Raw genomic sequence first — 26,936 nt, 5'->3', positions numbered from 1 at the left:
AAGGGCGCTGCGCTCACCGCTGGCCCGAAGCCAGCGACGCGGCCCCATAGCCTTGCGCCTTGCGCGCGGCCCGGGCGATGAAGCGGCGCCGGTCCGCCTCGGGATGGATGAGGCATCCGCCGGCCATGCCGGCGACCACCGCGAACGCGCCGGCGAGCATCATGCCGAGCCGGTAGCCCGCGAGCGGATCGGCGGCATGATCGATGATCTGCCCCATCACGGCGGGCGTGGCGAAGCCCGCGAGCGTCGAGATGCACACGTTGATGCCCAGCACGCCGCCGCGCTGGGCGTGCGGCACCACCTCGCCCGCCAGCAGCACCCCGCTCACGAACGCAAACGACGCCACCGAAAACGCCACGGTGACCATGGCAATGAGCAGTGGACCCGCCGGAAGCATGGGCATCGCCACGAGTGCGGCGCCGGAGATCACGACTGCGGCCGCGCCCAGCGTGCCGCGCGCATGTCGGCTCGAGACGCCGCGTGCCATGAGGCGCTGCGAGTACCAGCCGAGCAGCGGCGAGGAGACCATGAGCCCGAACGCCGGCAGCACCACGATCCAGCCGACCTGAATCAGCGAATAACCCGCTACCCGCACGAGATAGCTGGGCAGCCAGATGGTGGCCATGGTGAGCAGCACGTAGGCCGCAAAGCCGTTCAGATCGCCGCCCACGCAGGTCCGCGAGAAGAGCAGCACGCCGAGCGGCACGCGCTCGGGCAGCGCATCGGCCGAGGCCGCCGGGGAGACCGCCCCTTGTGCCGCATGCGCCTGCTTCAGCGGCCCATCCTTGCCGATCGCGAGCCACAGCGCGCTCCAGACGAGTCCCGCCACGGCGAGCGCGAGAAACGCCGCATGCCATCCCCAGGTGGTAATGATCTTCGTGATGAGAGGGGCGACGAAACCCATGCCGAAAGCGGAGCCGACCGTGAGGATGGCCGAAGGCAACGCGCGCTCGTGATCGAAAAACCACTGGTAGAGCGCATGGACGGCCACGGGATACGCCGGCCCTTCGCTCGCACCCAGCACCAGGCGCGAAACGATCAGCGTGATGGGTGCAGCGTAGAGCAGCAGCGGAACCTGCGAGATCGACCAGATCACCGCCATGCCGAACAGCAGCCAGCGCGACCCCGCGCGGTCGGCAATGAAGCCCACCAGCAGCGACGAGAGCGAGAAGAAGAGATAGAAGCTGGCGGCAATGCGCCCGAACTGGCCGTGCGTCAGATGAAGCTCGCGCATGATCGGCTCGGCAGCAAGACCGATGAGTGCCTTATCGGCGAAATTGATCGCAAGGAAGCTGAACAGCCCGATGACGATCAGCCATCGGCGGCCCGTGCCACGGGTCTCTGGCGCCATTGTGTCTCCTGTCTCCGTCGCGGCTATACGCTATGCCGCCGGGAGGAGACCGGGCGGTCAAGGTTGCTGCGTTCGGGACATTGAACGACGGCGCCACCAATAATTCAATTGCATTATTTGCATGACATTGATGCGTTTGACAAATTAATCGGGACTGGGCGGTGCGACGCCGCTCACGCGCTGAATGGCGAGAATCGCCTGCTCGGCCGCCGGCGAGAGCGTGCGCCCCGCCAGATAGACAATGCCGAACTGGATCCAGAGCGGCGAGCCGGTGGGCACCGCCAGCGGCACGAGGCCCTTCATGTGCGCGGGATTCCAGACGGGCTGCGTGCTGAGAAGCAATAGCGAATCGGTCTTGCGCGCGTACTCCTCCAGCACGTTCACGTCGTTGCAGACCACCTGGAATTCCATCTCCTGATTCGGCGCGAAGCGCAGCCACCGGCGCAGCGCCTCGCGCATCGGGTCGGTGAGGGGCACCGAGACGATCGGATAGGCCTGCAGGTCGCGGCGTTCGAGCCCGGCGCGACGCGCGAGCGGATGTCCTTCGCGCACGAACCATGCGGCCTCGTATTTCGGCAGCGTGATCACGTTGACTTCGCTCGTGACCTGCGCCCCGCGTATGTCCATGACGAGAAAGTCGAGCGTTTCGTCGTAGAGCGCCGCAAGCACGTTTTTCCAGCTATCGACCACCGCATTGATGCGCAGCCTCGGGTGCGTGCCGGCCAGCTCTCCCAGCGCCGCGGGCAGCAGCATCGCCGCGGGATACGGCCCGGCGCCGAAGGTGACCGAGCCGAGTTCGTGATTCTTCAGCAGGTCGACGTCGCGCCGCAAACAGCGTGTTTCGAAGAGAACCTTCTTCGCGCGCTGCATGACGATCTGGCCGGCGGGCGTGATCTGCACCTCGCGCGTGGTCCGGTCGAACAGCACGACGTCGAGCTCCTCTTCGATCGTCTGGATGCTGCGCGTGAGTGCGGGCTGGCTCAAATGAACGCGCTGCGCCGCACGCGCAAAGCTGCCCTCCTCCGCCAGGGCAATGACGTGTTCGAGCTGGCGAAGATTCATCAAGTCTCCCGTGGTTCGCTGGCTGGGTTCGACACGCCCAAGATTATCTCGATATTTGACTTCGCCGCCACACCGTACTGGAGCCGCAGCAAAACCGGCGCCTCTGGCCACCCCATGCGGCGTTTTGACACTCAAGCCCGCGACCTCCCCAGCCGCTAAGCCGTATCGAGTTACGGCGCACCGACCCAGCCGCCACGCTCGCGCCGGGCACGCGCCCCGCGCAACGTTCCTCCGCCCCGGTTCGAGCATGATCGATACGAGCAGCTACGCTATCCCCGTTTCCCGCCTGATCGCGCGCCCCATGCTGACGTGCTCCCCTGCGACACCGGTGCGCGAAGTGGCGCGGCGCATCTTCGCCGAGCGCTGCAGTTCGATCGTGGTGATGGAGGGAGCCACGGCAGTCGGTATCTGGACCGAGCAGGACGCGCTCGCCGTGGGCGACGACGTTCTCGCGCTCGAACGGCCGATCAGCGCGGTCATGAGCGCGCCGCTTCTCACGCTCGACGCACATATCTCGCTGGGCGAAGCGGCGGTACGCTTCAAACAGTCCGGCATCCGTCACTTTGGCGTGATGCGCGACGGCGCGTGCATCGGCGTGCTCACGCAAACCGACGTCGTGCTGAACCAGGGCGCCGAATTTTTCCTGCACCTGAAGCCCATCGAAGCCATTCACGTGCAGCCGCTCGCCCTCGTGGCCGCCGGCGAGCCGCTTCTCGGCGCCCTCGCGCAGATGCGCGCGCAAAAGCTCGACGCGATCGTCGTCGAATATGCGCAGGGCGATCGCGTCGAGCACGGCATCCTGACCGAGCGCGACGTGGTGCGCCTGATCGCGAGCGACGCCATCGGCGGCACGGTGGGCGAGCACGCGAGCCGTCCGCTGCAAACGCTCGCCGCCACCCAGAGCCTCTACGCCGCGCAGCATTTCATGTTGCGCCACCATATCCGCCACGTGGGGGTGAGCGACGCGTCCGGGCGTCTTGCCGGCTTGCTGAGCTTCGCGGACATCCTGCAGAACATCGAAGACGAATACGTGAACGAGCTGCACAGCGCGCTGCGCGAGCGCGACGAAGCGTTGGGCCGCGCGCGCTTCAGCCTGCGCATGGCGGACCGTGTGTTCGAATCGGCGCTAGAAGGCATCATGGTGACGGACCGCAATGCGAAGATCGAGCGCGTGAATCAGGCGTTCACGCGCCTCACCGGCTATACCCAGGACGAAGTGGTGGGCCACAATCCGAGCCTGCTGAACTCGGGCCACCAGGACGCCGCGTTCTACGACGGGCTCTGGCACGCGCTCAAAACCAACGGCCACTGGCAGGGCGAGATCTGGAATCGCCGCAAGAACGGCGAGCTCTACCTCGAATACCTCACGATCACGAGCATACGGGACAACGAAGGCGCTATCTCGCACTACGCGGGCATCTTCTCGGACATCACCCAGCGGCGTCAGACCGAAGAGCGCCTGCGTTTTCTCGCGACGCACGACGTGCTGACCGGACTCGCGAACCGCGTGCTCTTCGAGGAGCGGCTGGAGCGCGCCATCCTCCATGCGCAGCGGGGTCAACGCAAGTTCGCCGTGATGTATCTCGATCTCGACCGCTTCAAGCTCGTGAACGACACGCTTGGCCACAACACCGGCGACGAAGTGCTCAAGGTCGTGGCCGAGCGGCTGCGATCCCGGCTGCGCGCCAGCGACACGGTGGCGCGGCTGGGAGGCGACGAATTCGCCTTCGTGCTCGAAGACGTGAGCGACGTGCGCGACGTGGGCCGGCTCGCGCGCACGCTGCTCGACTCCGTGGGCGAGGCCATGGTGATCGACGGGCGCGAAATTTTCACGACGCCCAGCATCGGCATCAGCATCTATCCCGACGACGGCAGCGAGGCCGAACCCCTGATGATGCGCGCCGACCAGGCAATGTACGGCGCGAAAAGCCGCGGCCGCAACGTATTCCAGTTCTTCGAAAGCACCATGACCTCGTCGGCGCTCGCGCAACTCGAGACGCTAGGCGAGTTGCACCGCGCGCTGGAGCAGAACGAATTCTGCCTCTTCTACCAGCCACAGTACGATATTTCGACGAACCGGATCGTGGGCATCGAAGCGCTGCTGCGCTGGCAGCATCCGCAGCGCGGAATCGTGGCGCCGGGCGAATTCATCGGCATTGCAGAACAATCGGCCTTGATCGTGCCGATTGGCCGCTGGGTGCTGCGCGAGGCATGCCGCCAGGCGCGCGCGTGGCTTGACGCGGGCTTCGAATTCGGCCGTATCGCGGTCAACCTCTCGGCGCGCCAGTGCGTGACCGACGACTTTCTCGCCGACCTGAGCGCCATCCTCAGCGAAACCGCGCTGCCGGCCGGTCGGCTCCAACTCGAACTGCTCGAAAGCATGGCGATGAATACGCGCGAGGAAATCGGCTCGCTGCTGCGCGAGCTGATGGCGCGGCGCGTAAGCCTTGCCATCGACGACTTCGGCACCGGGTACTCGTCGCTCGCCTACCTGAAGGATCTGCCGGTGGATACGCTCAAGATCGACCGCTCGTTCCTCGCGGGCAGCGAGGCGCACAAGCCGGACCGCGCGATCATCCGGGCTGTCGTCGCGATGGGGCGTGCGCTGGGTCTGGACGTGGTGATGGAGGGCGTGGAAACGCCGGAGCAACTCGCTTTCCTGCGCGACGTGGGCTGCCACCATGCACAGGGCTACCTGCTGGCAAGACCCCAGCCTGCCGGGCAGATTGCGGAACTGCTTCAGGCTGACCTGCCCACGGCCTCGAGCTCAGCGTGAAGACCTTTCGCTATCCTCAGGATATCGGCTAACCCATCAACACGATCACCGCATTCTCCAGCGCCTGAGCCTGCTGATTGAGCGCAGCCGAAGCCGCAGCAGACTCTTCCACCAGGGTGGCGTTCATCTGCGTAATCTGCGCAAGCTGCTCCACGGCAAGCTGCGATTCCTCGATTTCCACGCTCTGGCCACCGCTGGCTTCGGCGATCTCCGAAATGGCGCGCGTGAGTTGCGCCACGGAGTGCTCTACCTTGCTCATCTCCGCACCCGCCCCGGCGGCAGCCTCGGCGCTGACCTTCATCATGTCGAGCGAACTGTCGATCAGGGACTTGATTTCGCGCGCCGCAGCTTCGGAGCGCTTGGCGAGCGTGCGCACCTCGCCGGCCACGACAGCAAAACCCCGACCGTTCTGCCCAGCCCGCGCGGCTTCGACGGCCGCGTTCAAGGCCAGCAGGTTGGTCTGGAATGCAATGCCGTCGATGGTGGCCGTGATGTCCGAAATGCGTCGCGAGTGGCCCGCCAGATCCTCGGTGAGTTGCGCCGAGCGGCGTGCGGCTTCTGCCGCGGCCGATGCCGCTTCGGCCGTGCGCTGCCCCTCGCCGCGGGCTGCGTTGGCCGAATCGGCATTGTGCCGCGCGGTTTCCGTGATCTGGCCGAGCGTGGCCGTGGTCTGTTCGATGGCGCTCGCCTGCTGTTCCGTGCGGGCCGAGAGATTCGCATTGCCTTCGGCCAGCCCCGAGGACGCGTCGCGCACCTTGTCGATGGAGCCGCGCGCATCCATCAACACGCCGATGAGCTTGCCGTTCATCTGATTGAGCAACCGCCCGAGCAGTCGCGTATGCGTATCCCCACACTCGCGAAAGCGATGCTGCAACTCGCCCGCCAGGACGACGAGCGCGCTGGCGTTCATCTGCGCAAGCGGGGCAAACACGTTGCGCGTCAAATAAGCCGCCATCAGCGCGCACGACAAGGCGGCCGCCACTGCAATCGACCAGCCGAGCCGCTGCCCGATTGCGTGCGAGAGAAAACCGGTGGCCATACAGGCGGGCACGAGCAGGATCATCAGAGCCTGCGCCGCCATGATCGCGTCGAGGCGCCCAACGGCGGATAGCCCCAGCAAACGATCAGGTATGCCGAACACGCCCCTGCGGATGGCGCGCCCGCCTTTCAAGCGCCAGCGGGAATCCTCTTCGCGCCGCAGGTCGTCGTAGAGACGTTCCGCCGCTTCGATTTCGGTCCCGGTCGGCCGCGTGCGCACGGACATGTACCCGGTAATTTCGCCGTCATGCACGGCAGGCGTGACGTTCGCGAGCACCCAGTAAAAACCGCCGTCCTTGCGCCGGTTCTTGACGATGCCCGACCAGGGCCGGCCGCTCTGGATCGTGCGCCACAGGTCTTCGAAGGCCGCCGAGGGCATGTCCGGATGCCGAACGATATTTTGCGGCTGGCCCATCACTTCGTCGCGAGAGAAACCGCTCGCACGGAGAAAGGCGTCGTTGGCGTATTCGATAACGCCGTTGCCGTCCGTCCGGGTAATGATGACCTCGTCCTGCGGCAGCACGTATTCGTGGTCGTTGATCGGTACGTTGATACGCATCGTGGTGATCGGTTCGTCGTTTTCGCGCGCGCTCGGGCCGAGCCGCGCTTACCCCTGAAATTCACGGCCCGATCGAACCTTCGACCCCGGCCGCGGAAAACGAACGCCAGTATGCCCGTGCGGCAGGCCAGGTCATTTCTTTGCACTTGATGAATATCAAGATAACCGCACAAGTTTGTTTTGGGGCATCCCGGCGAGGCACGGGCAACCGTTTGCGAACGCCCACTATGTTGCCCGGAGGCGGAGCCCGTGCTATGGCTTCTCGACGCACAGGATGCCTGCCTCGCTACGACGCCTGAGATCCTCCGTGGTTTCGCCATTGCCCTCGGGCCGCCAGCCAGGCGGTTTCGTCAGATAGCCCAACGCCTCGCGGATCGAGCGCGACGAACGCAGATCGCGCCACAACGCACGCCAGTGCCCGAATTCGATCGTGAGCAGGTTATAGGTCGTCACAGGCTCCACGAGGCCGAAGCGGCACGGCACCTGAGGCTTTTCCGCAATATAGGTGCCGAAGAGCCGGTCGAAAACGATCAGTACACCACCATAGTTTCCATCGAGATAATCGAGGTTGGCGGCGTGATGCACGCGATGAGAGGAAGGCGTGTTGAATATCCATTCGAGCGGCCCGAGACGCGGAATCCACGTGACGTGCAACCAGAATTGATAAAGCAGATTGATCGAGAGCAGCGTCATCACGATCAGGGGCGGCATGCCGAACCATGGCGCGAGCACGAAAAACGCCGTCGATCCCGTGAGGCGGCCGGTCCAGCCCAGTCGATAGGCTGCCGAAAGATTCAGCTGATTGGGCGAATGATGAACGGCGTGCGTGCACCAGAACCAGCGCATGCGATGCGCGGTGCGGTGGTACCAGTAATAGCAGAACTCCTGACCGACGAAGCACGCCAGCCAGCCGCTCCAGTGGTTCATGGGCAGGGTCCAGAGACGGTGCTGCCAGAACCAGTTCATCGTGTGGCCCCAGAACGCCAGCGGCAGCAGCGAGCGCAAGGGATATTCGCGGATCAGGAAATCGGTCGCCGACACGGCCGAAGCCTTCCAGTCGTAGCGGCGCCAGCCGTGCCGGATAGCGAGCGTTAGCGCCTCGACCAGCGAGGCGGCAAGTACGACAGCATTGGCGTATTGAAGGTATGTGAGCAGAAGAGCCATGGCCGGGCAGTCAGGGGGAGGATGCCGGCCAGCGTAAATCCGCGGCCCCGGGGCCGCTATCGGCCTGGGACGAACCGGGCCGGCCATGGGGCGAACGGGATGATTCGCGCTACTGGCGCAGGCGCGCCATCAGCGCTTCACGATACTGCCGGCTGCACGGCACCTCGCCGCCGCCCTTCAGCACGACCACGGCATCGCCCTTCGCCCGCGGCTGCACGGCAAGCACCGCGCCCAGCGCCACCGCGAAACTGCGGTGCGTGCGCACGAACGCAGGCGCGAGGTCGTCGAGCAAAGCCGTGAGCGTGCGCCGCAGCAGCAGGCTGCGATGCGGCAGATGGATGTTGACGTAGTTGTCGGCGGCTTCGAGCCATTCGATTTCCGCGCATCGCACCACGTGCGTGATCCCCCGGTCCACGATCATCAGGTTCGCGGGCCTGCCCACGCTCGGGCGTGCAGTCGACGAATTGCCGGCCGTGCCCCGCCCCGGGTTGCTCAGGCGCTGCACGGTGCGCGCGAGGCGCTCCGGCTCGACCGGCTTCAGCAGATAGTCGACGGCCTGGGCGTCGAATGCACGCAAAGCGTACTGGTCGAACGCAGTCACGAAAACGAGCGCGGGGGCGTCGTCGGGCAGCGACGCGGCGACGTCGAAGCCGTCCACCTCGGGCATCTGCACGTCGAGGAAAATCACGTCCGGCCGGAGCTCCCCGGCCAGCAACAGCGCTGCCGCGCCGTCCGCGGCTTCGCCTACTACCTCGACCTCGGGAAACATGCGCAGCATATGGCGCAGCTTGCTGCGCGCCGGCGCTTCGTCGTCGACGATCAATGCGCGCACGGCAAGCTCACTCCCACGATCAGGCCGCCGCCCGCGCGCAGGCGCAAGGCGAGGCGCGCTTGCCTGCCATACAGCGACTGCATGCGGCGCTCGAGATTGCCGAGGCCCACGCCGCGCCGCACGGGAAGTTGCTGAAGATCGCCGTCGTCTTCGATCTCGAGCTCCAGCCGCCCCGCGCGGCACGTGGCGCGCACGGCGATATGCGTCACTGCGCTGCGCCGCTCGACCCCATGACGAAAGCAGTTTTCGAGCAGCGGTTGCAGCCCGAGCGTGGGCACGCGGCAAGCGTGCGCAGCCGGATCGATCTCCCAGGCAATCTGCACGCGCTCGCCAAAACGCTGGGCCATGATCGCGGCGTAGGCGCGCAGCAGCGTCAACTCGTCGGCGAGCGGCTGCTCCAGACGCTGGCTCGCGTCGGTCGTGGCGCGCAGCAGGGTGGCGAGGCGCGTGAGCAGGGTGTCGGCGCAATCGGGATCGGTGTGGATCAGCGATGAGATCGTGTTCAGCGCGTTGAAGAGGAAATGCGGCTGCAACTGCTGCGTCAGTTGGGCAATCTGCATCTGCCGCGCGAGGCTCACCTGCCGCTCCGCGGTGAGGCGCTCCTCAACCCAGGCGCGGTACGATCTCAGGCCAAAATGGATGCCGCCGAACAACGTGTAGAACAGCACGAAGTTCGTCGTCTCGTAGGCCATCACCTCGTCCCACGGCCCGTGTTCGTACCGGTGGCCGGCAAGCGCGAACACGCCGATTCTCACCGCGTACATGGCCACGATGTAGCTCACCAGTTGCAGCGGCATCCACGCCCATTGGCGCAGGAACCACTGTACCGGCTGCTTGAGAAAGCGGTCGAAGCGGTTGGCGCGCCGGATCTGCACGGCGGCCAGCACCGTCGCCGCGAGCGCGGAGGACGTGACGTTGACGAGCGGACGCCAGAACTGCAGCCGCCCGGTCCACAAGGACTCCTGTATGCCGACGAGCAGCATGATCAGCCAGAACGCCGCCCACAGCCACGCGAGGTGCCGCCATAGCGGTTTGGGTTCTTCGCTGCGCGGCTCGCCCGGTCCTTCGCCGGATCTTTCGCCGGTTTTTTCCAATACGTAGCTCGTGTTCATGGATCACGCCCGTTCACTCCGGTCGCCGCGCCTCATCGCAACGCGCAGCCGTACTCGTTGCTCCAGGTGCCGTTAGTGCATCGCTGGCAGAGGTACTGCGGGCACTCCGTGACACTCTGGCCCGGGATGGCGCATCGATGAACGACGGTGCTGTCGGCGACGATGTCGTTATTCGAGGTCAGGCACGAACCAGCCGGCTTGACGACCACGCTCTGGGCCGGCGGCGCCGACGATCCTTCCACATGCACACACGCTGCGGCCCCGGCACACAGGCCAATGACCGCGAAAAGCTTCAGGCAACGAATCATGAACATGGCGCACCTCCCCTCCGGGTCGTCTCATCGCCCATCTTGCGCGATGGCGCAATGGTACTCCGGCGGCGCGCCTACGCGATGTCGAGGTGTGCTGACCTGCCGTCTGCCACCGTCATGCAGCGCCGGCCACGGCGGTACGCTCCGCTTCGGCCGCCGCAATCGCGTGCAGGTCGCGCGCCTCGAGTACGGGCGTGGGGGCGCCGTGCCGCGCGACGGCCAGCATCGCCTGTCCGATATCGGCTGTCGTCACCAGCCGGTCGCCCAGCACCGCGCGCAACAGCGGCCAGAGCGGCCGCATCAGCCGATAAGCAAAATCGTACATGCGCGTTTTCGAACGGATGCCTTCCAGCGGCTCGATCGCGCCCGGCCGGAAGAGATAAACGGCTCGGAAATTCAGGCGCTGGAGCGCGTTCTCGGTTCGCCCCTTCACGCGCGCCCACATCGTGCGGCCTTGCTCGCTGCTGTCCGTGCCGGCACCCGAGACATAAACAAAAGTCATCGGTGGATTGAGGCGCGCGAGCGTGCCGGCCACCGCCATCGTCAGGTCGTAGGTCACGCGCGAGTAATCCGCTTCCGACATGCCGGCCGACGAAACACCGAGGCAGAAGAAGCATGCGTCGAAGCCGGTCAGATCACCTTCGATCGTGCGGCTATCGGCGAGATCCGGCAGCACCGTCTCGCGTAGCCGGGGGTGCTGGATGCCGGTCGGGCGGCGCACCACGATCTGCACGAGTTCCACGTCGGCCGCACGCAGGCATTCGCGCAAGACGCCCTGGCCGACCATGCCGGTCGCACCGTAGATCAGGACTTTCATCGTTGCTCTCTTGAGAGGAGGGTTGGGGTCCAGGACCGCTTCGCGGATTCTCGCGTCGTCGCAGCGGCGCATCGGCCGGTCACGACAACCGGCCGCATGCCCCGGCGGGAAACCGGCACACGCCAGCCCTCATGTTGCACGCCTTTGCTCACGCCTGCGGCATGGCGGGTATGTCGCCCTCGGTGCCGAAGTCGGTCGAAAGCGTGACGGCTTGCCAGCGCTCGCCGGCCGCATTGCGTTCGGTTTCGGCCTGGCCCGCGAAGTAAAGCGCGTCGCTGCCGAGCAGCAGGTGCGCGGGCGGATTGTCGTGATACGCGAGCTTGAGCGCGACCTGCGCCACGCGTTGCGGATCGCCGTGCTCCTTGCCCACGTGCTCTCCCAGGAGTTTCAGCAGCGCACCGATCGACGGTTCGTATTCGGGCAGCAGCGCGGGAATCTGGCTGGCCGCTTCGTTGCCCCAGTTCGTTGCCATGCCACCCGGTTCGAGCGCGGTCATATGGATGCCGATAGGCGCCAGCTCATGACGCATCACTTCCGTAAAGCCGCCCACCGCCCACTTCGCCGACTGATAGGCGGAGAAACCCGCCATGCCGAGGCGCCCGCCCACCGACGACACATTGAGGATATGCCCGGACTTCTGGGCGCGCATGACGGGCAGCACGGCACGCGTCACGTTGACGACGCCGTGGAAGTTCGTGTCGATCTGCGCGCGGAAGTCGTCTTCCGGCATCTGCTCCAGCGGCGCGATATGGCCGAAACCCGCGTTGTTGACGAGCACGTCCACGCGCCCGAACGCATCGAGCGCGACCTGTACGGCAGCGCGCGCCGCGGCCGGATCGACCACGTCGAGCGCCGCGGTTTTCACGCGCTCGCCGTAGCGCTCGACGAGATCGTCGAGATCTTTCGGCTTGCGCGCCGTGGCGAGCACACGCTCGCCGGCGGCCAGCGCGGCTTCGACGATATGGCGGCCGAGGCCGCGGGAGCTACCGGTGACAAGCCAGACTTTGGACATGATGAACTCCTTCCTTTGACGAATATGAATGCGTAATCACTCATTAAAAAGACAAAAAAACGCCCTCAAACATGGGCGACGGCATTCCAGAACGCATTGAAGCCGGCTTCCAGATAGGTCTCGCGCTGCGCAGGCTCGCGGACGATGAAGTCCATCGTCGTTTCGGCCAGCGCGCCCATGATGGCCGCGGCAAAAGCCGGCGGCTGACCGCACAGGTGCCCGTGCGCGATGCAGTCCGAGATCAGCGCGCCGGCCTCGGCGAAGGCCTGCATGCCGGTCGCGCGGGACTGATCGGTAATGCGGTCCGATGCGCTCAGCACAAGCATGATCTTGCGCTTGCCCGGATTCGCCACGCCCCAGTCCACATAACTGCGCCACAGATGCAGCACGCGCTCGCGCACGGTCGCGGCATGCGGGAAATCGGGAACGAGCGCATCGCGCAGTTCGCCCTTGATCGTGAGATAGAGCGCGTTGAGCAGTTCGTCCTTGTTCTCGAAGTACGTGAACAACGTGCCTTCGGCCACCCCGGCCAGTTTCGCGATCTTCGCCGTGGGCGCGCCAATGCCCTGCTCCGCAATCACCTGAACGGCGGCGGCAAGGATGGCGTTGCGTTTGTCTTCGCTTTTCGGGCGGGCCATGGGACGGATCGACGAATCTTTAATTGAGTGATTGCTCAATCATAAAACGAAGCGAGGTCCTTTGCAAGCCACGGCTGCGGGCTCCCGATAATCTCTGCCTCTTATTTTTACCCGGATATTATTGACACATATTTATACCCGGGTATAAATTGGCACCTTCGTTATCTCAACAAGGAACCCGCCGATGACTACCCTCGACCTGAACGCCGGCGCCATCGCCCCGGTGACCCACGAAGCGGATCACGTCGCGCTGCGCGTGACGGGCACGCTGCCGGACGATCTCCACGGCGTGCTCGTGCGCAACGGTCCGAACCCGCTCTCGGGGCGTTTCGAGGGGGATGGCGTGCTGTCGTGGTGGCCGGAAGACGCGATGCTGCACGCCGTTGCCTTCGAGCGCGGCCGCGCGACGGGTTATCGCAACCGCTGGTTGCGGACGCAACGATGGGCGCGCGTGCATGCGCCGGAGAGCGTGTCGGCGTGGCCCGACACCAATCCGAACGTAAACGTGATCCGCCATGCCGGCGAAACGCTCGCCCTTGCCGAAGGCGGCGCACCGCTCGCGATCACCGCGGCACTCGATACGATCGGCCCGGCGCAGCATCTGGCGGGTTTCGCGCAGGGCATGAGCGCGCATCCCAGGATCGATCCGCGCACCGGCGAACTCATCACCTTTCGCGCCGACTGGAAGGCGCCGTACCTGTGCTATGGCGTGAACGACGCGAGGGGCCAGCCGGTCGTCGATGTCGAGATCGCGCTGCCGGCGCCGTCGATGATGCACGACATCGCGATCACCGCAACGCACAGCATCCTGCTCGACCTGAACGTCGGCTACGACTTTTCGATGCTCGCGCGCGGCCACCGCATGCCCTTGCGCTGGCACGACGAGCGCAGCGCAAGGCTCGGCGTGATCCCGCGCCACGGCGGCGAAGTGCGCTGGTTCGAGATCGCGCCGTGCTTCATTCAGCACGTGGTCAATGCCTACGATGTCGACGCAACGACCCTTGTAGTCGATGTCGTCCGCTACCCGTGGTATTTCAGGCTCGCGCCGGATGGGCGCGCGTTCGAGAACAACCCTTTGGGGATGCTGTGGCGATATCGGATCGATCTCGCCTCGGGGGTCGTGCACGAAATGCAGGCCGGTGATGACGGTATGGAACTGCCGCGGATCGACGAGCGGCGCACCGGCCTGCCGTACCGGTATGGCTATGCCGTCGAACAGCCCACGCCCTTCGAAATGCGAGGGATCGTGCGGTACGACTGGCACACCGGGACACGCGAACGCTACGCCGTGCCGCCTGGCGATCAGAACAGCGAGCCTGTGTTCGTGCCGAAGCGTGGAGGTCGAGCGGAGGACGAAGGCTGGATCCTCACTTGCGTCTATCGGGCCGCGACGGATACGAGCGACGTGGTGGTGCTCGACGCGAGCGACATGGCCGCCGGACCGGTGGCGACCGTGCATTTACCGACGCGGATTCCCGCGGGGTTTCATGGTGCGTGGCTGCCGCACGAGGACTGACTTGCGGTGAGGAATACGCCCCCAAAAGGGAACATCCGCCCCAACCCCGCCAGGTGTTTACCCGAAAGGCTATTGTCACCACGCTATCGGTATGTCGATAATATTCTCATGGATGTGAAAACTGCAGTGCGCGTCTTCGACGTGATCAACCTCTTTGCCGAAGTCCGGCAACCCATGATCTACAGCGAGATCGCGCGTCGAACCGAAATCCCGCTGTCGAGCTGCCACGCGCTGTTGCAGACGATGGTGGCGAAGGGCTATCTGTACGCGCCGGGCGTGAAGGCCGGCTACTACCCCACGCAGCGGCTGCTGCACGTGGCGCGCGACATCTGCAGCGAGGACCCGCTCACGCTGGCCTTCCAGCCGCTCCTCTCCGCGCTGCGCGACGCAACCGGCGAAACCGCCGCGCTCGCCACGCTCGCGGGCAATCGCGTGGTCTATCTGGACGTGATGGAGTCGCGCCAGAAGATCCGCTACAGCGACGAGCCGGGCGGTTTCATGACCGTCGCGAGCGCGGCGGGCAAGGCATTGCTCGGCGCGCTCGATCCGGCGGCGCGCCGCAAGCTGCTGGACAGTTGCGAGCCGCTCTGCGTCGCCCCCGGCGGCACGGTGGTGGATCGCGCAACGTTCGAGCGCGAGATCGGGCAAGGCGTGATCGACGGCTGGCATCGCTCGACGGGCGAGAGCGTGGAGGACGTGGCGGGTCTCGCGCGCGGTTTCCGGATTCACGGCGAAGCGTTCGCACTCGTCATCGGCGCGCCCAAGGCGCGGCTTTTGAAGAACGAGCAGAACGCGGTGAAGGCGCTGCTCGAGGTCTATGCGCAGATTCCGCCCTCACTGCTCGCATGAACGAAAAGTGACGTGGCCCGGGTCCGTAGCGGACCGCATGGCAGGAGACAGACGATGCGTTGGAAGAACCGGCCCGAAGGGTCCAACTGGGGCGACTTCGGGCCCGACGATCAGCTTGGCCGCCCGAATCTGATCGGCGCGGAGCAGGTGCTCAAGGGCGCGCGCGAGATCCGCGCGGGCCTGAGTTTCTCGCTCTCGCTGCCGCTCGACTTTCCGGGCGAAAGCAAGCTCAACGTGCGGCGCCACCCGCCCGTGCTGCGTCCGACCTTTCGCGACGGCCTGCCCTATGTGAACTTTCCGTTCGCGCGCAACGAGGCCAGCGCAACCGACGTCGTGAGCGACGATCAGGTGCTGCTCTCGCTCCAGTATTCGACGCAGTGGGACTCGCTCGCGCACGTGGGCGCACGCTTCGACGCCAATGGCGACGGCGTGGCCGAAAGCGTCTACTACAACGGCTATCGCGCGAACGAGGACATCGTCGGCCCGATGGCGTATCGCGCCGAAGACGGCTATGCGCCGCACGCCTGCGGCGGCGAGCACAGCCATGCCGACGTGCTGGGCATCGAAAACCTGGCCGTGAAGGGCATGCAGGGCCGCGGCGTGCTGATCGACTTCGTCGCGCACTATGGGCGCGCGCTGCGCACCGTCGGCTACGACGATCTGATGGACGTGATCGGGAAGGACAACATCGTGGTGGAGCCCGGCGACATGCTCCTGCTGCGCACCGGCTTCGCGGAAATGATCCTCGAGATGAACCGCCAGCCCGACGAAGCGGTCCTCGCGAATCACTGCAGCGCACTCGATGGCCGCGACGAGCGCCTGCTGCAATGGATCAGCGATTCGGGCATCGCCGCGCTCGCCGCCGACAACTACGCGGTGGAACGCTACCCGGCGCGTGCGCCGGCCACGCCCGGCGAGCATCCGCTGATGCCGCTGCACCACCACTGCCTGTTCAAGCTCGGCTTGCCGCTGGGCGAGCTCTGGTATCTGCGCGAACTGGCCGGGTGGCTGCGCGCGCACGGCCGCTCGCGCTTCATGCTGACCGCCCCGCCGCTGCGCCTGCCCGGCGCGATGGGCTCGCCGGTCACGCCGGTCGCCACTGTCTGAACGGCCCGGCGCATTTCATTCGCTCGCTATCGATTCCCTCCTGCACCGACGCCTCTCCACCATGGCAAAAGAACGAGTCTTGATTACCGGCGGCGCGGCCGGCATCGGCGCCGCATGCGCCGCGCGCTGCGAAGCCGACGGCTATGAAGCCGTCGTCATCGACCGCGTGGGTAACGGTCTGATCGCCGATCTCGCCGACGTCGAAGCCACCGCCGCCGCGCTCGCCCGCGCGCTGGAAGACGGCCCGATCACGCGCCTCGTCAATAACGTCGGTGTCGTGCTGCCCGCCGATGCGGAACACCAGACGCTCGACGAGCTCGAACGCGCGTGGGCGCTCAACGTGCGCTGCGCACAGCAATGCATGCAGGCGCTCTTGCCCGGCATGAAAGCGGCGGGCTTCGGGCGCATCGTCAATATGTCCTCGCGTGCGGCGCTCGGCAAGGAACTGCGCACCGCGTACTCGGCGACGAAAGCCGCGCTGATCGGCATGACGCGCGTGTGGGCGCTCGAACTGGGCGCCTTCGGCATCACCGCGAACGCCATCGGCCCCGGCCCCATCCGCACGGAACTGTTCGACCGCGCAAACCCGCCGGGCGCGCCGCGCACCCAGGCCATCATCGACGCCGTGCCGGTCAAGCGCGTGGGCACGCCCGACGACGTCGCCCATGCCGCCTCGTATCTGCTCGACGCGCGCAGCGGCTTCGTCACCGGGCAGGTGCTGTACGTGTGCGGCGGCATGACGGTCGGCGTCGCGGGAGTGTAGCGATGACGGCCCCTGCCACCCGCCGCGCCGGGATTGTCGGCGCGGGCAGCATCGGCGTTGCCTTCGCCGTGGTGTTCGCGCGCGCGGGCTGGCGCGTGCGGCTCTACGATCCCGATGCCGCAAGCCGCACCGCCGTGCCGGGCGAGATCGCGCTGCGCCTCTCCGATCTCGCGCACTACGACCTGCTCGACGAAGCGACGAGCGATATCGCGGCGCGCGTGGAAGTCGTCGATACCCTGGCCGATGCCGCGGCCGATGCCGACCTCGTTCAGGAGTGCGCGCCCGAACGCGTGGACATCAAGCGCGAACTCTTCGAGCAGATGGATCGTGCCGCACCGGCCCACGCAATACTTGCGAGCGCATCGTCGTTTCTCGCCGCCTCGAAGTTCGTCGATGATGCGTTGCCCGGACGCGCGCGCTGCCTCGTCGCGCATCCGGGGAATCCGCCGTACCTGATCCCCGTGGTCGAAATCGTGCCGGCACCGTTCACCTCCGACGCGGCCACGGCCCGCGCTATCGGCCTCTTCAGCGAAGCCGGACTGCGCCCCGTCACCGTGCACAAGGAAGTGGAGGGCTTCGTCTTCAACCGGCTGCAAGGCGCCGTGCTGCGCGAGGCGTATTGCCTCGTGCGCGACGGCGTGGCTTCCGTGGAGGACATCGACAGGGTGATGCGCGAAGGGCTCGGCCCGCGCTGGTCCGTGATCGGCCCGTTCGAAACCGTCGACCTGAATACGCGCGGCGGCATCGCCTCGCACGCGCAAAAGATGGGACCCTCGTATGCCCGCATGGGCGCGGAACGTGGCCAGCACGATCCGTGGACGCCCGAACTCGTCGCATGCGTGGAAGCCGGGCGGCGTCGCGCGCTGCCGCTCGACCAGTGGGACGCGCGCGTGGCCTGGCGCGACCGCCAGCTCATGCGTCTCGCACGCCACCGCAAGGAGCAGGAACAACAACAGCAAGACAGCGAGGCAGGCTGAAGAAAGCCCTTACCCGCGCGAACGAGACCCGGGCGCAACACCATAACGATTACGACCATAACAGAGACATTCGCATGCAAAAGACCACCGCCTTCTTCACGGAGCTGATGCGCCGCTATCTGCCCGATCCCTTCGTTTTCGCCATCGGCCTCACGCTGCTCACCATGGTGCTGGCTGTGCTCGTGCAAGGCCAGGCCATCACGGCGCTCACCACGAGCTGGGGCAAGGGCTTCTGGGCGCTGCTCGCCTTCACCACGCAGATGGCGGTGATTCTCGCCATGGGCTACGTGCTCGCCACGGCGCCCCTCACCGACCGCTTTCTCGACCGGCTCGTCGCCCGCGTGAACGATCCGCGCATGGCTGTGATCGTCGCCACGCTCGTGGGCGGCATCGGCAGCTATCTGAACTGGGGTTTCGGCCTCGTGGTGGGCGGCATCGTCGCGCGCAAGCTCGCCCTGCGCGTGAAGGGCGTGCACTACCCGCTCATCATCGCCTCCGCCTATAGCGGCTTCACGCTCTACGGCCTCGGCCTCTCCGCGAGCATTCCAGTGCTGATCTCCACCCGGGGGCATCCGCTCGAAGCGCAGATGGGCGTCGTTTCGCTCTCCGAAACAATCTTCTCGCCCGTCATGCTCGTGACGAGTCTCGTGGTCATCGTTACGCTGCCGCTGCTCAATGCGTGGCTGCACCCGAAAGCCGGCCAGAGCGTCAAGGAGATCGACCGCGATGCCGAAGCCGCGCCGAAGCCAGGCCCGCTCGCGCTCGATATCGACGAAGGCAATACCTTTGCGAACCGGCTCAACCATAGCCGCCTGCTGAGCTACGTGATCGGCCTGATCGGCATGGGCTACGTGGGACTGCACTTCTACGAGGGCGGTTCGATCGACCTGAACCTCATCAACTTTTTCATTTTGTTTCTCGGCATCATCCTGCTCGGCACGCCGATCCGCTACGTGGAAAAGCTCAACGAAGGCATTCGCACTATCAGCGGCATCATCCTGCAATATCCGTTCTACGCGGGCATCATGGCCATCATGGCGTCTTCGGGTCTCGTCAACACCTTCTCGCACGCCTTCGTGAACGTCGCAACGCCGGCCACGCTGCCGTTCTGGGGTCTCGTCAGCTCGTTCTTCATCAACTTCTTCGCGCCTTCGGGCGGCGGCCATTGGGTCGTGCAAGGCCCGTTCATGATCGAGGCCGCGAAGTCGATCGGCGCTTCGGTGCCGCATACGTCGATGGCCGTCATGCTCGGCAACGCGTGGAACGATCTCGTCCAGCCGTTCTGGATCCTGCCCGCGCTGGCGCTTTCGAAGCTCAAGCTCAAGGACATCATGGGCTACACGGTCATCATGATGTTCTGGATCGGCATCGTTTATACGGTCGCGATTCTCGTCTGGGGTTGATGCCCGCGCGCCGAACCGCTTTCCGTTCGTCAAGGAGACTTTCTCATGCTGTTTATCGTGCACATGCAGGTGCAGATTCCGCCCGATACCGATCCGGCCCACGCCGATGCGCTCAAGGCGCAGGAAAAGGCCTTTTCGCAGCAGTTGCAACACGAAGGCAAGTGGCGCCACCTGTGGCGCGTGGTGGGCGAATACGCGAACTACAGCGTGTTCGACGTGGAATCGAACGACGAACTGCACACGATGCTCAGCTCGCTTCCACTCTTTCCGTACATGAAGATCAGCGTGACGCCGCTCGCGCAGCATCCTTCGGCGATTGCACTCAACTGACCACCGAACTGGCCACTGAAACGAGCGCAAGCCGCCATGCCTTACCTGATCGAAACCTTCGACAAACCGGGCCACGCCCACGTGCGCGCACGCGAGCGTAGCGTGCATCTGGCATTTCTCGAACAGCACAAGGCACTGCTGCTCGCGAGCGGCGCGAAGCTCAACGACGACGGCAGCGACGCGGGCGGCGGCATCTATATCGTCGACGTGGACACGCGCGAGGCCGCCGAGCGTTTCATTGCCGACGATCCGTTCACGCATGCCGGCCTCTTCGAGCGTGTGAGCATCGTGCGCTGGCGCAAGGCGTATCTCGATGGCGTGTGCCACCTGCCGGGTTGACGGCAGGCGGCCAGAGAGCACTAGCGAGCGTTACATCATGCGATGCGGTTCAGGCCGCACCAGCGCGCGATAAACCAGGCAATCACGGCCGTCACCTGCAACACGTCGCGAATGGCGACCGATTCGTCGATACCGTGAATATTGTCGCCTCCCGGGCCATAACACAGGGCAGGCGTACTCCCGTACAGGTTGAAGAACTTTGCATCGGTCGTGCCGGCAAAGGCGCCATGCAATACCGGCGCCTCCATCACGTCTGCATGACATTCGCCCAGGGTCGCGATGAAAGGGAGGTTGCGATCGAGCGCGAATCCTTCGGACCTGAAGCCCCGATTGGTCAATGTCCAGCGAAACACGCTCTTGTTCGGATGCGCATCGAAGGCCTGACTGATTACGTCGCGCACGGCCTCGATGGCAGCCTCGGCGCTCATGCCGGGGTAATAGCCGATCCGGATCTGGGCATGGCAGTGGGTCGCCACCGACGAAGCCCATTCGCCGCCGTGGATGACGCCCAGATTGAAGTTGATCGGATGATGCAGATCCGCAAACCGGGGATGGCGGCAGCAAGGCTCGTTCCATTTCGCCTCCAGCTGCTTGATCGCGCCGTACAAATACCATACGAATTCGATCGCGCTGCATCCCTCGGTCGCCCGTGCGGCATGTGCCGGCAATCCGCTCACGTCGAGTTCGACCCAGGCGACGCCGGCCTGGGTATCCCGGATCTCCTTGCCCGTCGGCTCGGGAATGATGGCGGCATCGGCTTCGTAACCGCGCACGAGGCAGCTGAGCGCACCATTGCCCGTGCATTCCTCCTCGATGACCGATTGCAGATAAACCGGAGCCGCGGGTTCATAACCCATATCCCGCAGCACCTTGAAAGCCATCGTGTACGCCACGATGCCGGCCTTCATGTCGGCGGCGCCGCGGCCATACAACCGGCCATCGACGACGACCGGGAGAAACGGGTCGCGCGCCCAGAGCGAAGCATCGCCCACGGGCACCACGTCGATGTGTCCGTTCAGGATTAGCGAGCGCCCTCCGAGACCCTGTTTGGGCCGATGTATGCCTACGACATTCTGGCGTCCCGAATACGACTGAATGGGCGGCGAACAGGCGGGATGCTTCGACAGCGTTTCGATGTCGACCTCGAACTCGTCGATTTCGAGGCCAAGCGACTCGAATATCGAACGCATATAAATCTGCGCGGGCCTCTCCTCGCCCAGCAACGACGGAAATTCGACGAGGCGCGCAAGCATGGCGACGATTTCGTCCTGCGAAGACTCGATCCGATTCTTGAGCGCATCGACAGTCAGCGTGGCGGGTTCGAGCGACGGCATAGTGCTCATTGAGCGGGCTCCACATGAAGGGTTGGCAAAAAATAGTGGTGCGAACGATTTAGCCTGCCGCGCGGCGCCGGCGCATCGCCAGAGCGCCGATGCACGCTGCCGAAATCAGCGCGGCGCCGGCATACGCGGTCGCGAGCGGCACCCAGTTGCCCTGGAATCGTTGCGCGAGGAGGGTGCCCAGCAGCGGCGTCAGTCCGCCTGCGATCGCCGCGCAGCCCTGGTAGGCAATCGAGATCGCCGAGTAACGCACGTCGGCAGGAAACAGCGACGCGCAGAAACCGGAGACCACGGCATAGAACGTCGCGCCAAAGAGCACGTTGATGCACAGGCCGATGACGATGGCCTGCATCGTGCCCATATTGACGAGCGCGTAAAGCAGGTAAGCGGTGGCTACCGTGGAAAGGCTGGTGACGAGCAGCACACGCACGGCGCCCACGCGGTCTGCCAGCCAGGCCCCGATGGGCGACACGCAGAACTGCACGAGCGTGGCAATGAACACGCAGTCGAGAATCATGGTGCGCGGCAGGTGCAGGTACTGCGTCGCGTAGGTGAGCATGAACACCGAGCAGAAGTACACGGACGATATGCCGAGCGTGTTCGCGCCGGCAGCAAGCAGCAGCGTGGCGGGCATCCTGCGGACCACGCCTAGCGCCGGGTTGGTGTCCGACGCGCGAGCCCGCGCCGCTTCAAACTCCGGCGTCTCGTCAACACCGTGACGGATGAGCAGTCCGACGATCATCAGCAGCGCGCTGGCGATGAACGGCAACCGCCAGCCCCAGTTCATGAGCGCGTCCGACGGCAAGGACGAGATGGCGCGAAACACCAGAATGCTCAGAATCATGCCGGCGGGACTGCCCATCTGCGGCAAAGACGCGAGAAAGCCCTTGTGGGCAGCCGTGCCATGCTCGGACGCGATGAGCACGGCACCGCCCCATTCGCCCCCCACGGCAATACCCTGTGCGATGCGCAGGAGGACGAGCAGGATCGGCGCCGCGATGCCGGCCTGGCGGTACGAAGGCAGGAATCCTATCGATATCGTGGACACGCCCATCAGCAGCAGCGTCATGACCAGCACGTTGCGCCGGCCGACGCGGTCGCCCAGCGAGCCAAACAGGATCGCCCCCAGCGGCCGCGCGAAGAATCCGACCGCGAACGTGCCCAATGCGCCCAGTGTCGCAAGAAAGCGGTCGCCCGGCGGAAAGAAGATCTGACCGAATATCAGCGATGCCCCAGTGGCGAAGATATAGAAGTCATACCACTCGACGGTGGTGCCGACCAGCGCGCCCAGACCGGCGCGCAAGGGTTGCCGCCGCGAGCGGGCCGGCGCGGCGGCCAGCGGCTCGACAACCAGGGATTGTGGGTTTCCATTCACGTCGGGATCCTCGTCTTGTCTTGATAAGCGGGACGATGTTACTCAGCCGATATCATGCAATCCAATGCTAATATCGCCATCTGCAATGCAAATGTTGCATCGTCAATCCGGTTAGCGAGCGGGAGAGTCTGTATGGATATCCGGAAACTTCAGCATGCGATTGCCCTCGCGGACACGCTTCATTTCGGTAAGGCATGCGAACTGGTCAACCTGAGCCAGCCCGCGTTTTCGCGCAGCATTCGCTCGCTGGAAGAAGAGCTGGGCGTGCCGCTCTTCGAGCGCGACGCTCACGGCGTCCAGATCACGCCCTATGGGCAGATCGTCGTGGATCGTTCGCGGCGCATGATGTTCGACGCGGTGCAAATGCGCGACGAAATCCATCACATGACGCTCGGCGGCTACGGGGAAGCAACGATCGGCCTTGGCGCAACCCCGGCACGCCTGCTTGCCGTGCGGCTTCTCGTGGAAGGCAGCAAGCTCATGAGCGGCTCGCACGTCCGGATCCGGCGCGGCGCAACGGAGCGCCTGCTGAGCCTGCTCAACGACGGCAAACTCGACTTCTTCTGCGCGGACATCGCGCCGCTCGATGAACTGGCCGATCGCAGCACGCTTGAAATCCAGCATCTCCCGCGCTGGCCGATTGGATTCTTCTGCCGGGCCGATCATCCGCTGGCGCACGCAACGGCTGTGCCGCTCGCGGCAGTGGTCCAGTACCCGCTCGCCAGCACGAGCCTTTCGCCGTTCGCGCTCGCGCGCCTCCAGCGCTTTGCCGGATTGACCGAGAACTTCGCCACGCGGATTGCGATGGACAGCGACAGTATCGAGGACCTCCTGCAAGCCACCCTGCAAAGCGATGCGGTGCTGCTGGCAAGCCGCCCCGTGGTGTGGGAGGAGTTACGCTGCGGCACGCTTCGGGAGATCACACTCACGCCCCCGGAAGACGGCCGCGGAGGACGCTTCGGCATCGTGACGCGCGCGGGTTCGAAGGCCACTCCGCTTGCCGCGCGCCTGATGCGCACCGTCACACAGATGTTCGAGTATTTCGCCGGCCAGGACGGTCCGCCGGCCGCCTGAATAGTCGGACTTATTACGGGTATACATGGATTAGGCCCCGACAAAACGCTGCACTACCATCTTCGTCGTACCGTCCGGCACGGTTCTTCCGCATCACCCACCGCAACGTCCCGAGGGACGCTGCCGCGCCGCCCGGTGCCGTCGTGAATGTGCACGAAACCACGCTGCACTCGACCCACGAAAAAAACCGGAGGAAGACATGGCGCAGGAACGGGAAGCAGAGCAAGACCAGATCCATTCAGGCCGGCGCGGCCTGCTGCAAGGCGCGGGACTCGGCGCGGCGCTGTCGCTGCTCGGTGCGCTGGGCGGCGGCACGGGCGGCCTGATTTCGACCGCGCAGGCGGCCGAAGCGGCATTCCCCGGGCACAAGCGGTGGAAGATCGTGTTCGTCAATCACGTCACCACGAATCCCTTCTTCGTGCCCACGCAGTACGGCATTCAGGACGCATGCTCGATGTTCGGCATGGACTATCAGTGGACCGGATCGGCCACCTCGGACGCGGGCGAAATGGTGCGCGCCGTGAACGCCGCCATCGCCGCGAAGGCCGACGCGATCGCCGTGCCGATCGTGGATCCCACCGCCTTCGACAAGCCGATCCAGGCCGCGCTCGACGCAAGCATCCCCGTGTTCGCCTACAACGCCGATGCGCCGCGCGGCAAACCGAATCCGCGTCTGGCCTACATTGGTCAGGACCTCTATCTCTCCGGCTACCAGATGGGCGAGCGCATTGCCTCGCTGATCGACAGCGGGCTCGTGGCGCTCTTCATCGCAACGCCCGGCCAACTCAACATCCAGCCGCGTCTGGACGGCGCGAGCGACGCGATCAAGAAGTCGGGCAAGAACATCGAGATCCAGAGCGTCGCCACGGGCGCGACCGTCAACGAAGAGCTTTCGAAGATCAAATCCTTCTATCTGGGACACCAGGACCTCAAAGGCATGTTCGCCGTCGATGCGGGCAGCACCCAGGGCGTCGCGCAGGTCATGAAGGAGTCCAATCTACCTTCGAAGGGCGTGCACGGCGGCGGCTTCGACCTGCTGCCCACCACGGTGCAGTTGATCCACGAAGGCTTCCTCGACTTCACGATCGACCAGCAGCCCTACGTGCAGGGCTTCTATACTGTGATGGAGGCGTTCGTGTTCCTCGCCTCCGGCGGCCTCGTCGGACCCGCGGACATCAACTCCGGCCTCAAGTTCGTCACGAAGGGCACGGTCGAGCCGTACCTGAACACCTCGACGCGCTATGAAGGCAAGAGCACCAAACCGCAAATCGTCCCGATGAGCGGCGCAATCAAGTCGTGATGGGTACGGCGGACGAATCCCGCAATGCGGCGAGAAATGAAGTCACCGCGCGCGCCAGCCGGGCGCGCGGGACGCTTCTTGCCGCATGGTCCGCGGAGCTGCGCATCCTCCTCGTAGCGGTACTGCTCGCCGCCTACTTCGAGTTCGCCAACCACGACTTTCTGCTGACGAACGCGAGTCTCGTCAATCTGTCGCAATTCGTCGCGCCGGTCGCCATCATCGCATTCGGCGAAATCATGCTGATGATCGGCGGCGACATCGATCTTTCGGCCGGCATGGTATTCGCCTTCGCGCCCTTCATGATGGTGTTCGCCAACGACGCCGGGGCACCCATGGGGCTCGCCGTGATCGCCGGGCTCGTGGCGGCGGCGCTGATCGGCTTCGTGAACGGTGCGGTCACGGTATGGCTGCGGCTGCCCTCGTTCGTGACCACGCTCGGCACGCTCTTTCTCATCAACGGCATCACGCTCACGATCTCGCGCGGCACGCCGGTCGCCACGCCCGGCTCGCCCGAGTTCGCGAACGTCATGGGCGCGTGGGGCTACAGCGAGATTCTCTGGACCGCGGGGCTCGCGTTCGTCATGCACGTGCTGTTGCGCCATACGCGCTGGGGCCTGCATACCCAGGCGGCGGGCGCGAATCCGCTGGGCGCGAGCGAGGCCGGCATCCACGTGAGCCGGCTGCGGCTCGGCAACTTCATACTCGCCGCCGTGCTCGCGGGCCTCACCGGCATTCTCGAAGGCTTTCGCATCACCTCGATCGACCCGCAGGCGGGCGGCAACCAGATCATGTTCCTCGCCGTCGCCGCAGCGGTGATCGGCGGCACGCCGCTCACGGGCGGCTCGGGCACGATCGTGGGCGGACTGATCGGCGCGGCCGTGCTCGGCATCCTCAACGACGGCTTCACGCTCATCGGCATCAACGCGTTCACGTTCAACATCATCCTCGGCGCCGCGATTCTGGCCGCGATGATCTTCAATATCCACATCGGCCGCATACGGCGCAAAGGAGCACGGCGATGAACGAGCCGCAACCGCATGCGCAAGCGACGCCCGCCGGAGCCGCTACCGCCGCTTCGCTCCCGGCCACCGCCGCCGACGCGGCGCTCGCCCTGCGCGGCGACAAGCTCGTCAAGCGCTTCGGCGCGGTGACGGCACTCGACGGCGTGTCGTTCACGCTCGGCCAGGGCGAGATCCTGGGCATCCTCGGCGACAACGGCGCGGGCAAGTCCACGCTCGTCAAGATCCTCACGGGGTTCCACCCGCAGACCGAAGGCACGCTCTACGTGGACGGTCAGGCAACGCAGCTACGATCCGTCGACCACGCGCGCGCCCTCGGTATCGAATGCGTTTATCAGGATCTCGCGCTCGCGAACTCGCTCAGCATCTATCACAACATGTTCCTGAACCGCGAGATCGTGCGGCGCGGCCCGTTCCGCCTGCTCGATCACCGGCAGATGCGCGAGCGCGCGGCGCAGTGTCTCGACGATATCGGCGTGCACGTGCCTTCGGTCGATCTGCCCGTGGAGCGGCTTTCGGGCGGCCAGCGCCAGGCCATCGCCGTGGCGCGCGCGGTGCATTCGAACGCGAAGATCCTGCTGCTGGACGAACCGCTTGCGGCCATGGGCGCACGCGAGGCCGGCCTGATCATCGACCTCGTTCTGCGCCTGAAGGAGAAGGGCGGCCTGTCGATCATCATGATCATGCACAATTATGCACAGACGCTCGACATTGCGGACCGTATCATGCTGATGCAACGGGGCCGCGTGACGTTCGAGCAGCGCAGCGCGCAGACCTCGGTGACGGAGCTGATGGATATCGTGCGGCGGGAATACCGCGCGATGCGCTCCACGAACGCGCATTGACGAGAAGAGGGGCGCGCGCCTGCCGGG

The 26,936-nt window shown here is 65.3% G+C and carries 25 protein-coding genes; 13 read left to right on the top strand and 12 right to left on the bottom strand.

The features are described from left to right. Positions 1-13: 13 nt before the first annotated feature. Both U5760_RS16000 and U5760_RS15995 read right to left on the bottom strand, forming a co-directional pair. The gene (locus tag U5760_RS16000; protein ID WP_322013089.1) at positions 14-1,351 is read right to left on the bottom strand and encodes an MFS transporter; all 1,338 of its coding nucleotides are present in this window, start codon (positions 1,349-1,351) and stop codon (positions 14-16) included. A 144-nt stretch (positions 1,352-1,495) separates the two neighbouring features. Continuing rightward, entirely contained in the window at positions 1,496-2,413 is a 918-nt protein-coding gene (locus U5760_RS15995; RefSeq protein WP_322013087.1) for a LysR family transcriptional regulator, read from the bottom strand. A 247-nt stretch (positions 2,414-2,660) separates the two neighbouring features. On the opposite strand from U5760_RS15995, the gene U5760_RS15990 reads away from it, so the two are divergent. After that, complete coding sequence (locus tag U5760_RS15990; RefSeq protein WP_415914106.1) at positions 2,661-5,189, top strand: EAL domain-containing protein; 2,529 nt, start codon at positions 2,661-2,663, stop codon at positions 5,187-5,189. A 28-nt stretch (positions 5,190-5,217) separates the two neighbouring features. Here U5760_RS15990 and U5760_RS15985 read toward each other — a convergent pair whose 3' ends face one another. From U5760_RS15985 to U5760_RS15950, 8 genes are all read right to left on the bottom strand, one after another. Then, positions 5,218-6,786, bottom strand: coding sequence for a methyl-accepting chemotaxis protein (locus U5760_RS15985; RefSeq protein ID WP_322013086.1), 1,569 nt, complete (start codon positions 6,784-6,786; stop codon positions 5,218-5,220). A gap of 252 nt (positions 6,787-7,038) precedes the next feature. Further along, a complete protein-coding gene (locus U5760_RS15980) occupies positions 7,039-7,950 on the bottom strand; it encodes a sterol desaturase family protein (RefSeq protein ID WP_322013085.1) in 912 nt (303 codons plus the stop codon). A 109-nt stretch (positions 7,951-8,059) separates the two neighbouring features. Then, on the bottom strand, positions 8,060-8,782 hold the full coding sequence (locus tag U5760_RS15975) for a LytR/AlgR family response regulator transcription factor (RefSeq protein WP_322013084.1): 723 nt from the start codon (positions 8,780-8,782) through the stop codon (positions 8,060-8,062). Beyond that, on the bottom strand, positions 8,770-9,894 hold the full coding sequence (locus U5760_RS15970) for a sensor histidine kinase (RefSeq protein ID WP_322013083.1): 1,125 nt from the start codon (positions 9,892-9,894) through the stop codon (positions 8,770-8,772). The genes U5760_RS15975 and U5760_RS15970 overlap by 13 nt, the downstream gene beginning before the upstream one ends. Positions 9,895-9,926: 32 nt before the next feature. After that, positions 9,927-10,208 carry a hypothetical protein gene (locus tag U5760_RS15965; protein WP_322013082.1) on the bottom strand — a complete coding sequence of 94 codons (282 nt, stop codon included), beginning with the start codon at positions 10,206-10,208 and terminating at the stop codon, positions 9,927-9,929. A 112-nt stretch (positions 10,209-10,320) separates the two neighbouring features. Continuing rightward, positions 10,321-11,022 carry an NAD(P)H-binding protein gene (locus U5760_RS15960; protein WP_322013081.1) on the bottom strand — a complete coding sequence of 234 codons (702 nt, stop codon included), beginning with the start codon at positions 11,020-11,022 and terminating at the stop codon, positions 10,321-10,323. A 148-nt stretch (positions 11,023-11,170) separates the two neighbouring features. Next, a complete protein-coding gene (locus U5760_RS15955; RefSeq protein ID WP_322013080.1) occupies positions 11,171-12,034 on the bottom strand; it encodes an SDR family NAD(P)-dependent oxidoreductase in 864 nt (287 codons plus the stop codon). Positions 12,035-12,099: 65 nt separating this feature from the next. After that, positions 12,100-12,672 (bottom strand): TetR/AcrR family transcriptional regulator, encoded by a 573-nt coding sequence (locus U5760_RS15950; RefSeq protein WP_322013078.1) that lies wholly within the window; start codon positions 12,670-12,672, stop codon positions 12,100-12,102. Between the two features lie 184 nt (positions 12,673-12,856). Here U5760_RS15950 and U5760_RS15945 point away from each other — a divergent pair, with 184 nt between their 5' ends. The 8 genes from U5760_RS15945 (at position 12,857) to U5760_RS15910 (ending at position 19,956) form a co-directional block, all read left to right on the top strand. Then, entirely contained in the window at positions 12,857-14,188 is a 1,332-nt protein-coding gene (locus tag U5760_RS15945) for a carotenoid oxygenase family protein (protein WP_322013076.1), read from the top strand. Between the two features lie 108 nt (positions 14,189-14,296). Continuing rightward, positions 14,297-15,037, top strand: coding sequence for an IclR family transcriptional regulator (locus U5760_RS15940; RefSeq protein ID WP_322013074.1), 741 nt, complete (start codon positions 14,297-14,299; stop codon positions 15,035-15,037). A gap of 54 nt (positions 15,038-15,091) precedes the next feature. Then, on the top strand, positions 15,092-16,144 hold the full coding sequence (locus U5760_RS15935) for a cyclase family protein (protein WP_322013072.1): 1,053 nt from the start codon (positions 15,092-15,094) through the stop codon (positions 16,142-16,144). A gap of 61 nt (positions 16,145-16,205) precedes the next feature. After that, complete coding sequence (locus U5760_RS15930; protein WP_322013071.1) at positions 16,206-16,907, top strand: SDR family oxidoreductase; 702 nt, start codon at positions 16,206-16,208, stop codon at positions 16,905-16,907. 2 nt (positions 16,908-16,909) lie between these two features. Then, entirely contained in the window at positions 16,910-17,884 is a 975-nt protein-coding gene (locus U5760_RS15925) for a 3-hydroxyacyl-CoA dehydrogenase (protein ID WP_322013069.1), read from the top strand. A 74-nt stretch (positions 17,885-17,958) separates the two neighbouring features. Next, positions 17,959-19,287, top strand: coding sequence for a short-chain fatty acid transporter (locus tag U5760_RS15920; RefSeq protein WP_322013068.1), 1,329 nt, complete (start codon positions 17,959-17,961; stop codon positions 19,285-19,287). Positions 19,288-19,332: 45 nt separating this feature from the next. Next, entirely contained in the window at positions 19,333-19,617 is a 285-nt protein-coding gene (gene catC, locus U5760_RS15915) for a muconolactone Delta-isomerase (RefSeq protein ID WP_322013066.1), read from the top strand. 36 nt (positions 19,618-19,653) lie between these two features. Beyond that, positions 19,654-19,956 (top strand): YciI family protein, encoded by a 303-nt coding sequence (locus U5760_RS15910; RefSeq protein ID WP_322013064.1) that lies wholly within the window; start codon positions 19,654-19,656, stop codon positions 19,954-19,956. A 35-nt stretch (positions 19,957-19,991) separates the two neighbouring features. Here U5760_RS15910 and U5760_RS15905 read toward each other — a convergent pair whose 3' ends face one another. Both U5760_RS15905 and U5760_RS15900 read right to left on the bottom strand, forming a co-directional pair. After that, positions 19,992-21,299 carry an ArgE/DapE family deacylase gene (locus U5760_RS15905; RefSeq protein ID WP_322013063.1) on the bottom strand — a complete coding sequence of 436 codons (1,308 nt, stop codon included), beginning with the start codon at positions 21,297-21,299 and terminating at the stop codon, positions 19,992-19,994. A gap of 49 nt (positions 21,300-21,348) precedes the next feature. Continuing rightward, complete coding sequence (locus tag U5760_RS15900) at positions 21,349-22,635, bottom strand: MFS transporter (RefSeq protein WP_415914114.1); 1,287 nt, start codon at positions 22,633-22,635, stop codon at positions 21,349-21,351. 168 nt (positions 22,636-22,803) lie between these two features. Between U5760_RS15900 and U5760_RS15895 the strand changes: the two genes are divergently transcribed. The 4 genes from U5760_RS15895 to U5760_RS15880 all read left to right on the top strand — a co-directional run bounded on the left by U5760_RS15895 (position 22,804) and on the right by U5760_RS15880 (position 26,909). Continuing rightward, positions 22,804-23,745 carry a LysR family transcriptional regulator gene (locus U5760_RS15895; protein ID WP_322013060.1) on the top strand — a complete coding sequence of 314 codons (942 nt, stop codon included), beginning with the start codon at positions 22,804-22,806 and terminating at the stop codon, positions 23,743-23,745. Positions 23,746-23,944: 199 nt separating this feature from the next. After that, complete coding sequence (locus U5760_RS15890; RefSeq protein ID WP_322013058.1) at positions 23,945-25,045, top strand: sugar ABC transporter substrate-binding protein; 1,101 nt, start codon at positions 23,945-23,947, stop codon at positions 25,043-25,045. Then, a complete protein-coding gene (locus tag U5760_RS15885) occupies positions 25,045-26,067 on the top strand; it encodes an ABC transporter permease (protein WP_322013056.1) in 1,023 nt (340 codons plus the stop codon). The genes U5760_RS15890 and U5760_RS15885 overlap by 1 nt, the downstream gene beginning before the upstream one ends. Further along, the gene (locus U5760_RS15880) at positions 26,064-26,909 is read left to right on the top strand and encodes an ATP-binding cassette domain-containing protein (RefSeq protein WP_322013055.1); all 846 of its coding nucleotides are present in this window, start codon (positions 26,064-26,066) and stop codon (positions 26,907-26,909) included. The genes U5760_RS15885 and U5760_RS15880 overlap by 4 nt, the downstream gene beginning before the upstream one ends. Positions 26,910-26,936 lie beyond the last annotated feature (27 nt).

This window comes from Paraburkholderia sp. J12 (assembly GCF_905220215.1).
In the GTDB taxonomy this organism is placed as follows: Bacteria; Pseudomonadota; Gammaproteobacteria; order Burkholderiales; family Burkholderiaceae; genus Paraburkholderia.
Note: the sequence above shows the minus strand (reverse complement) of the source record. Positions and strands in the feature narration are given on the sequence as shown.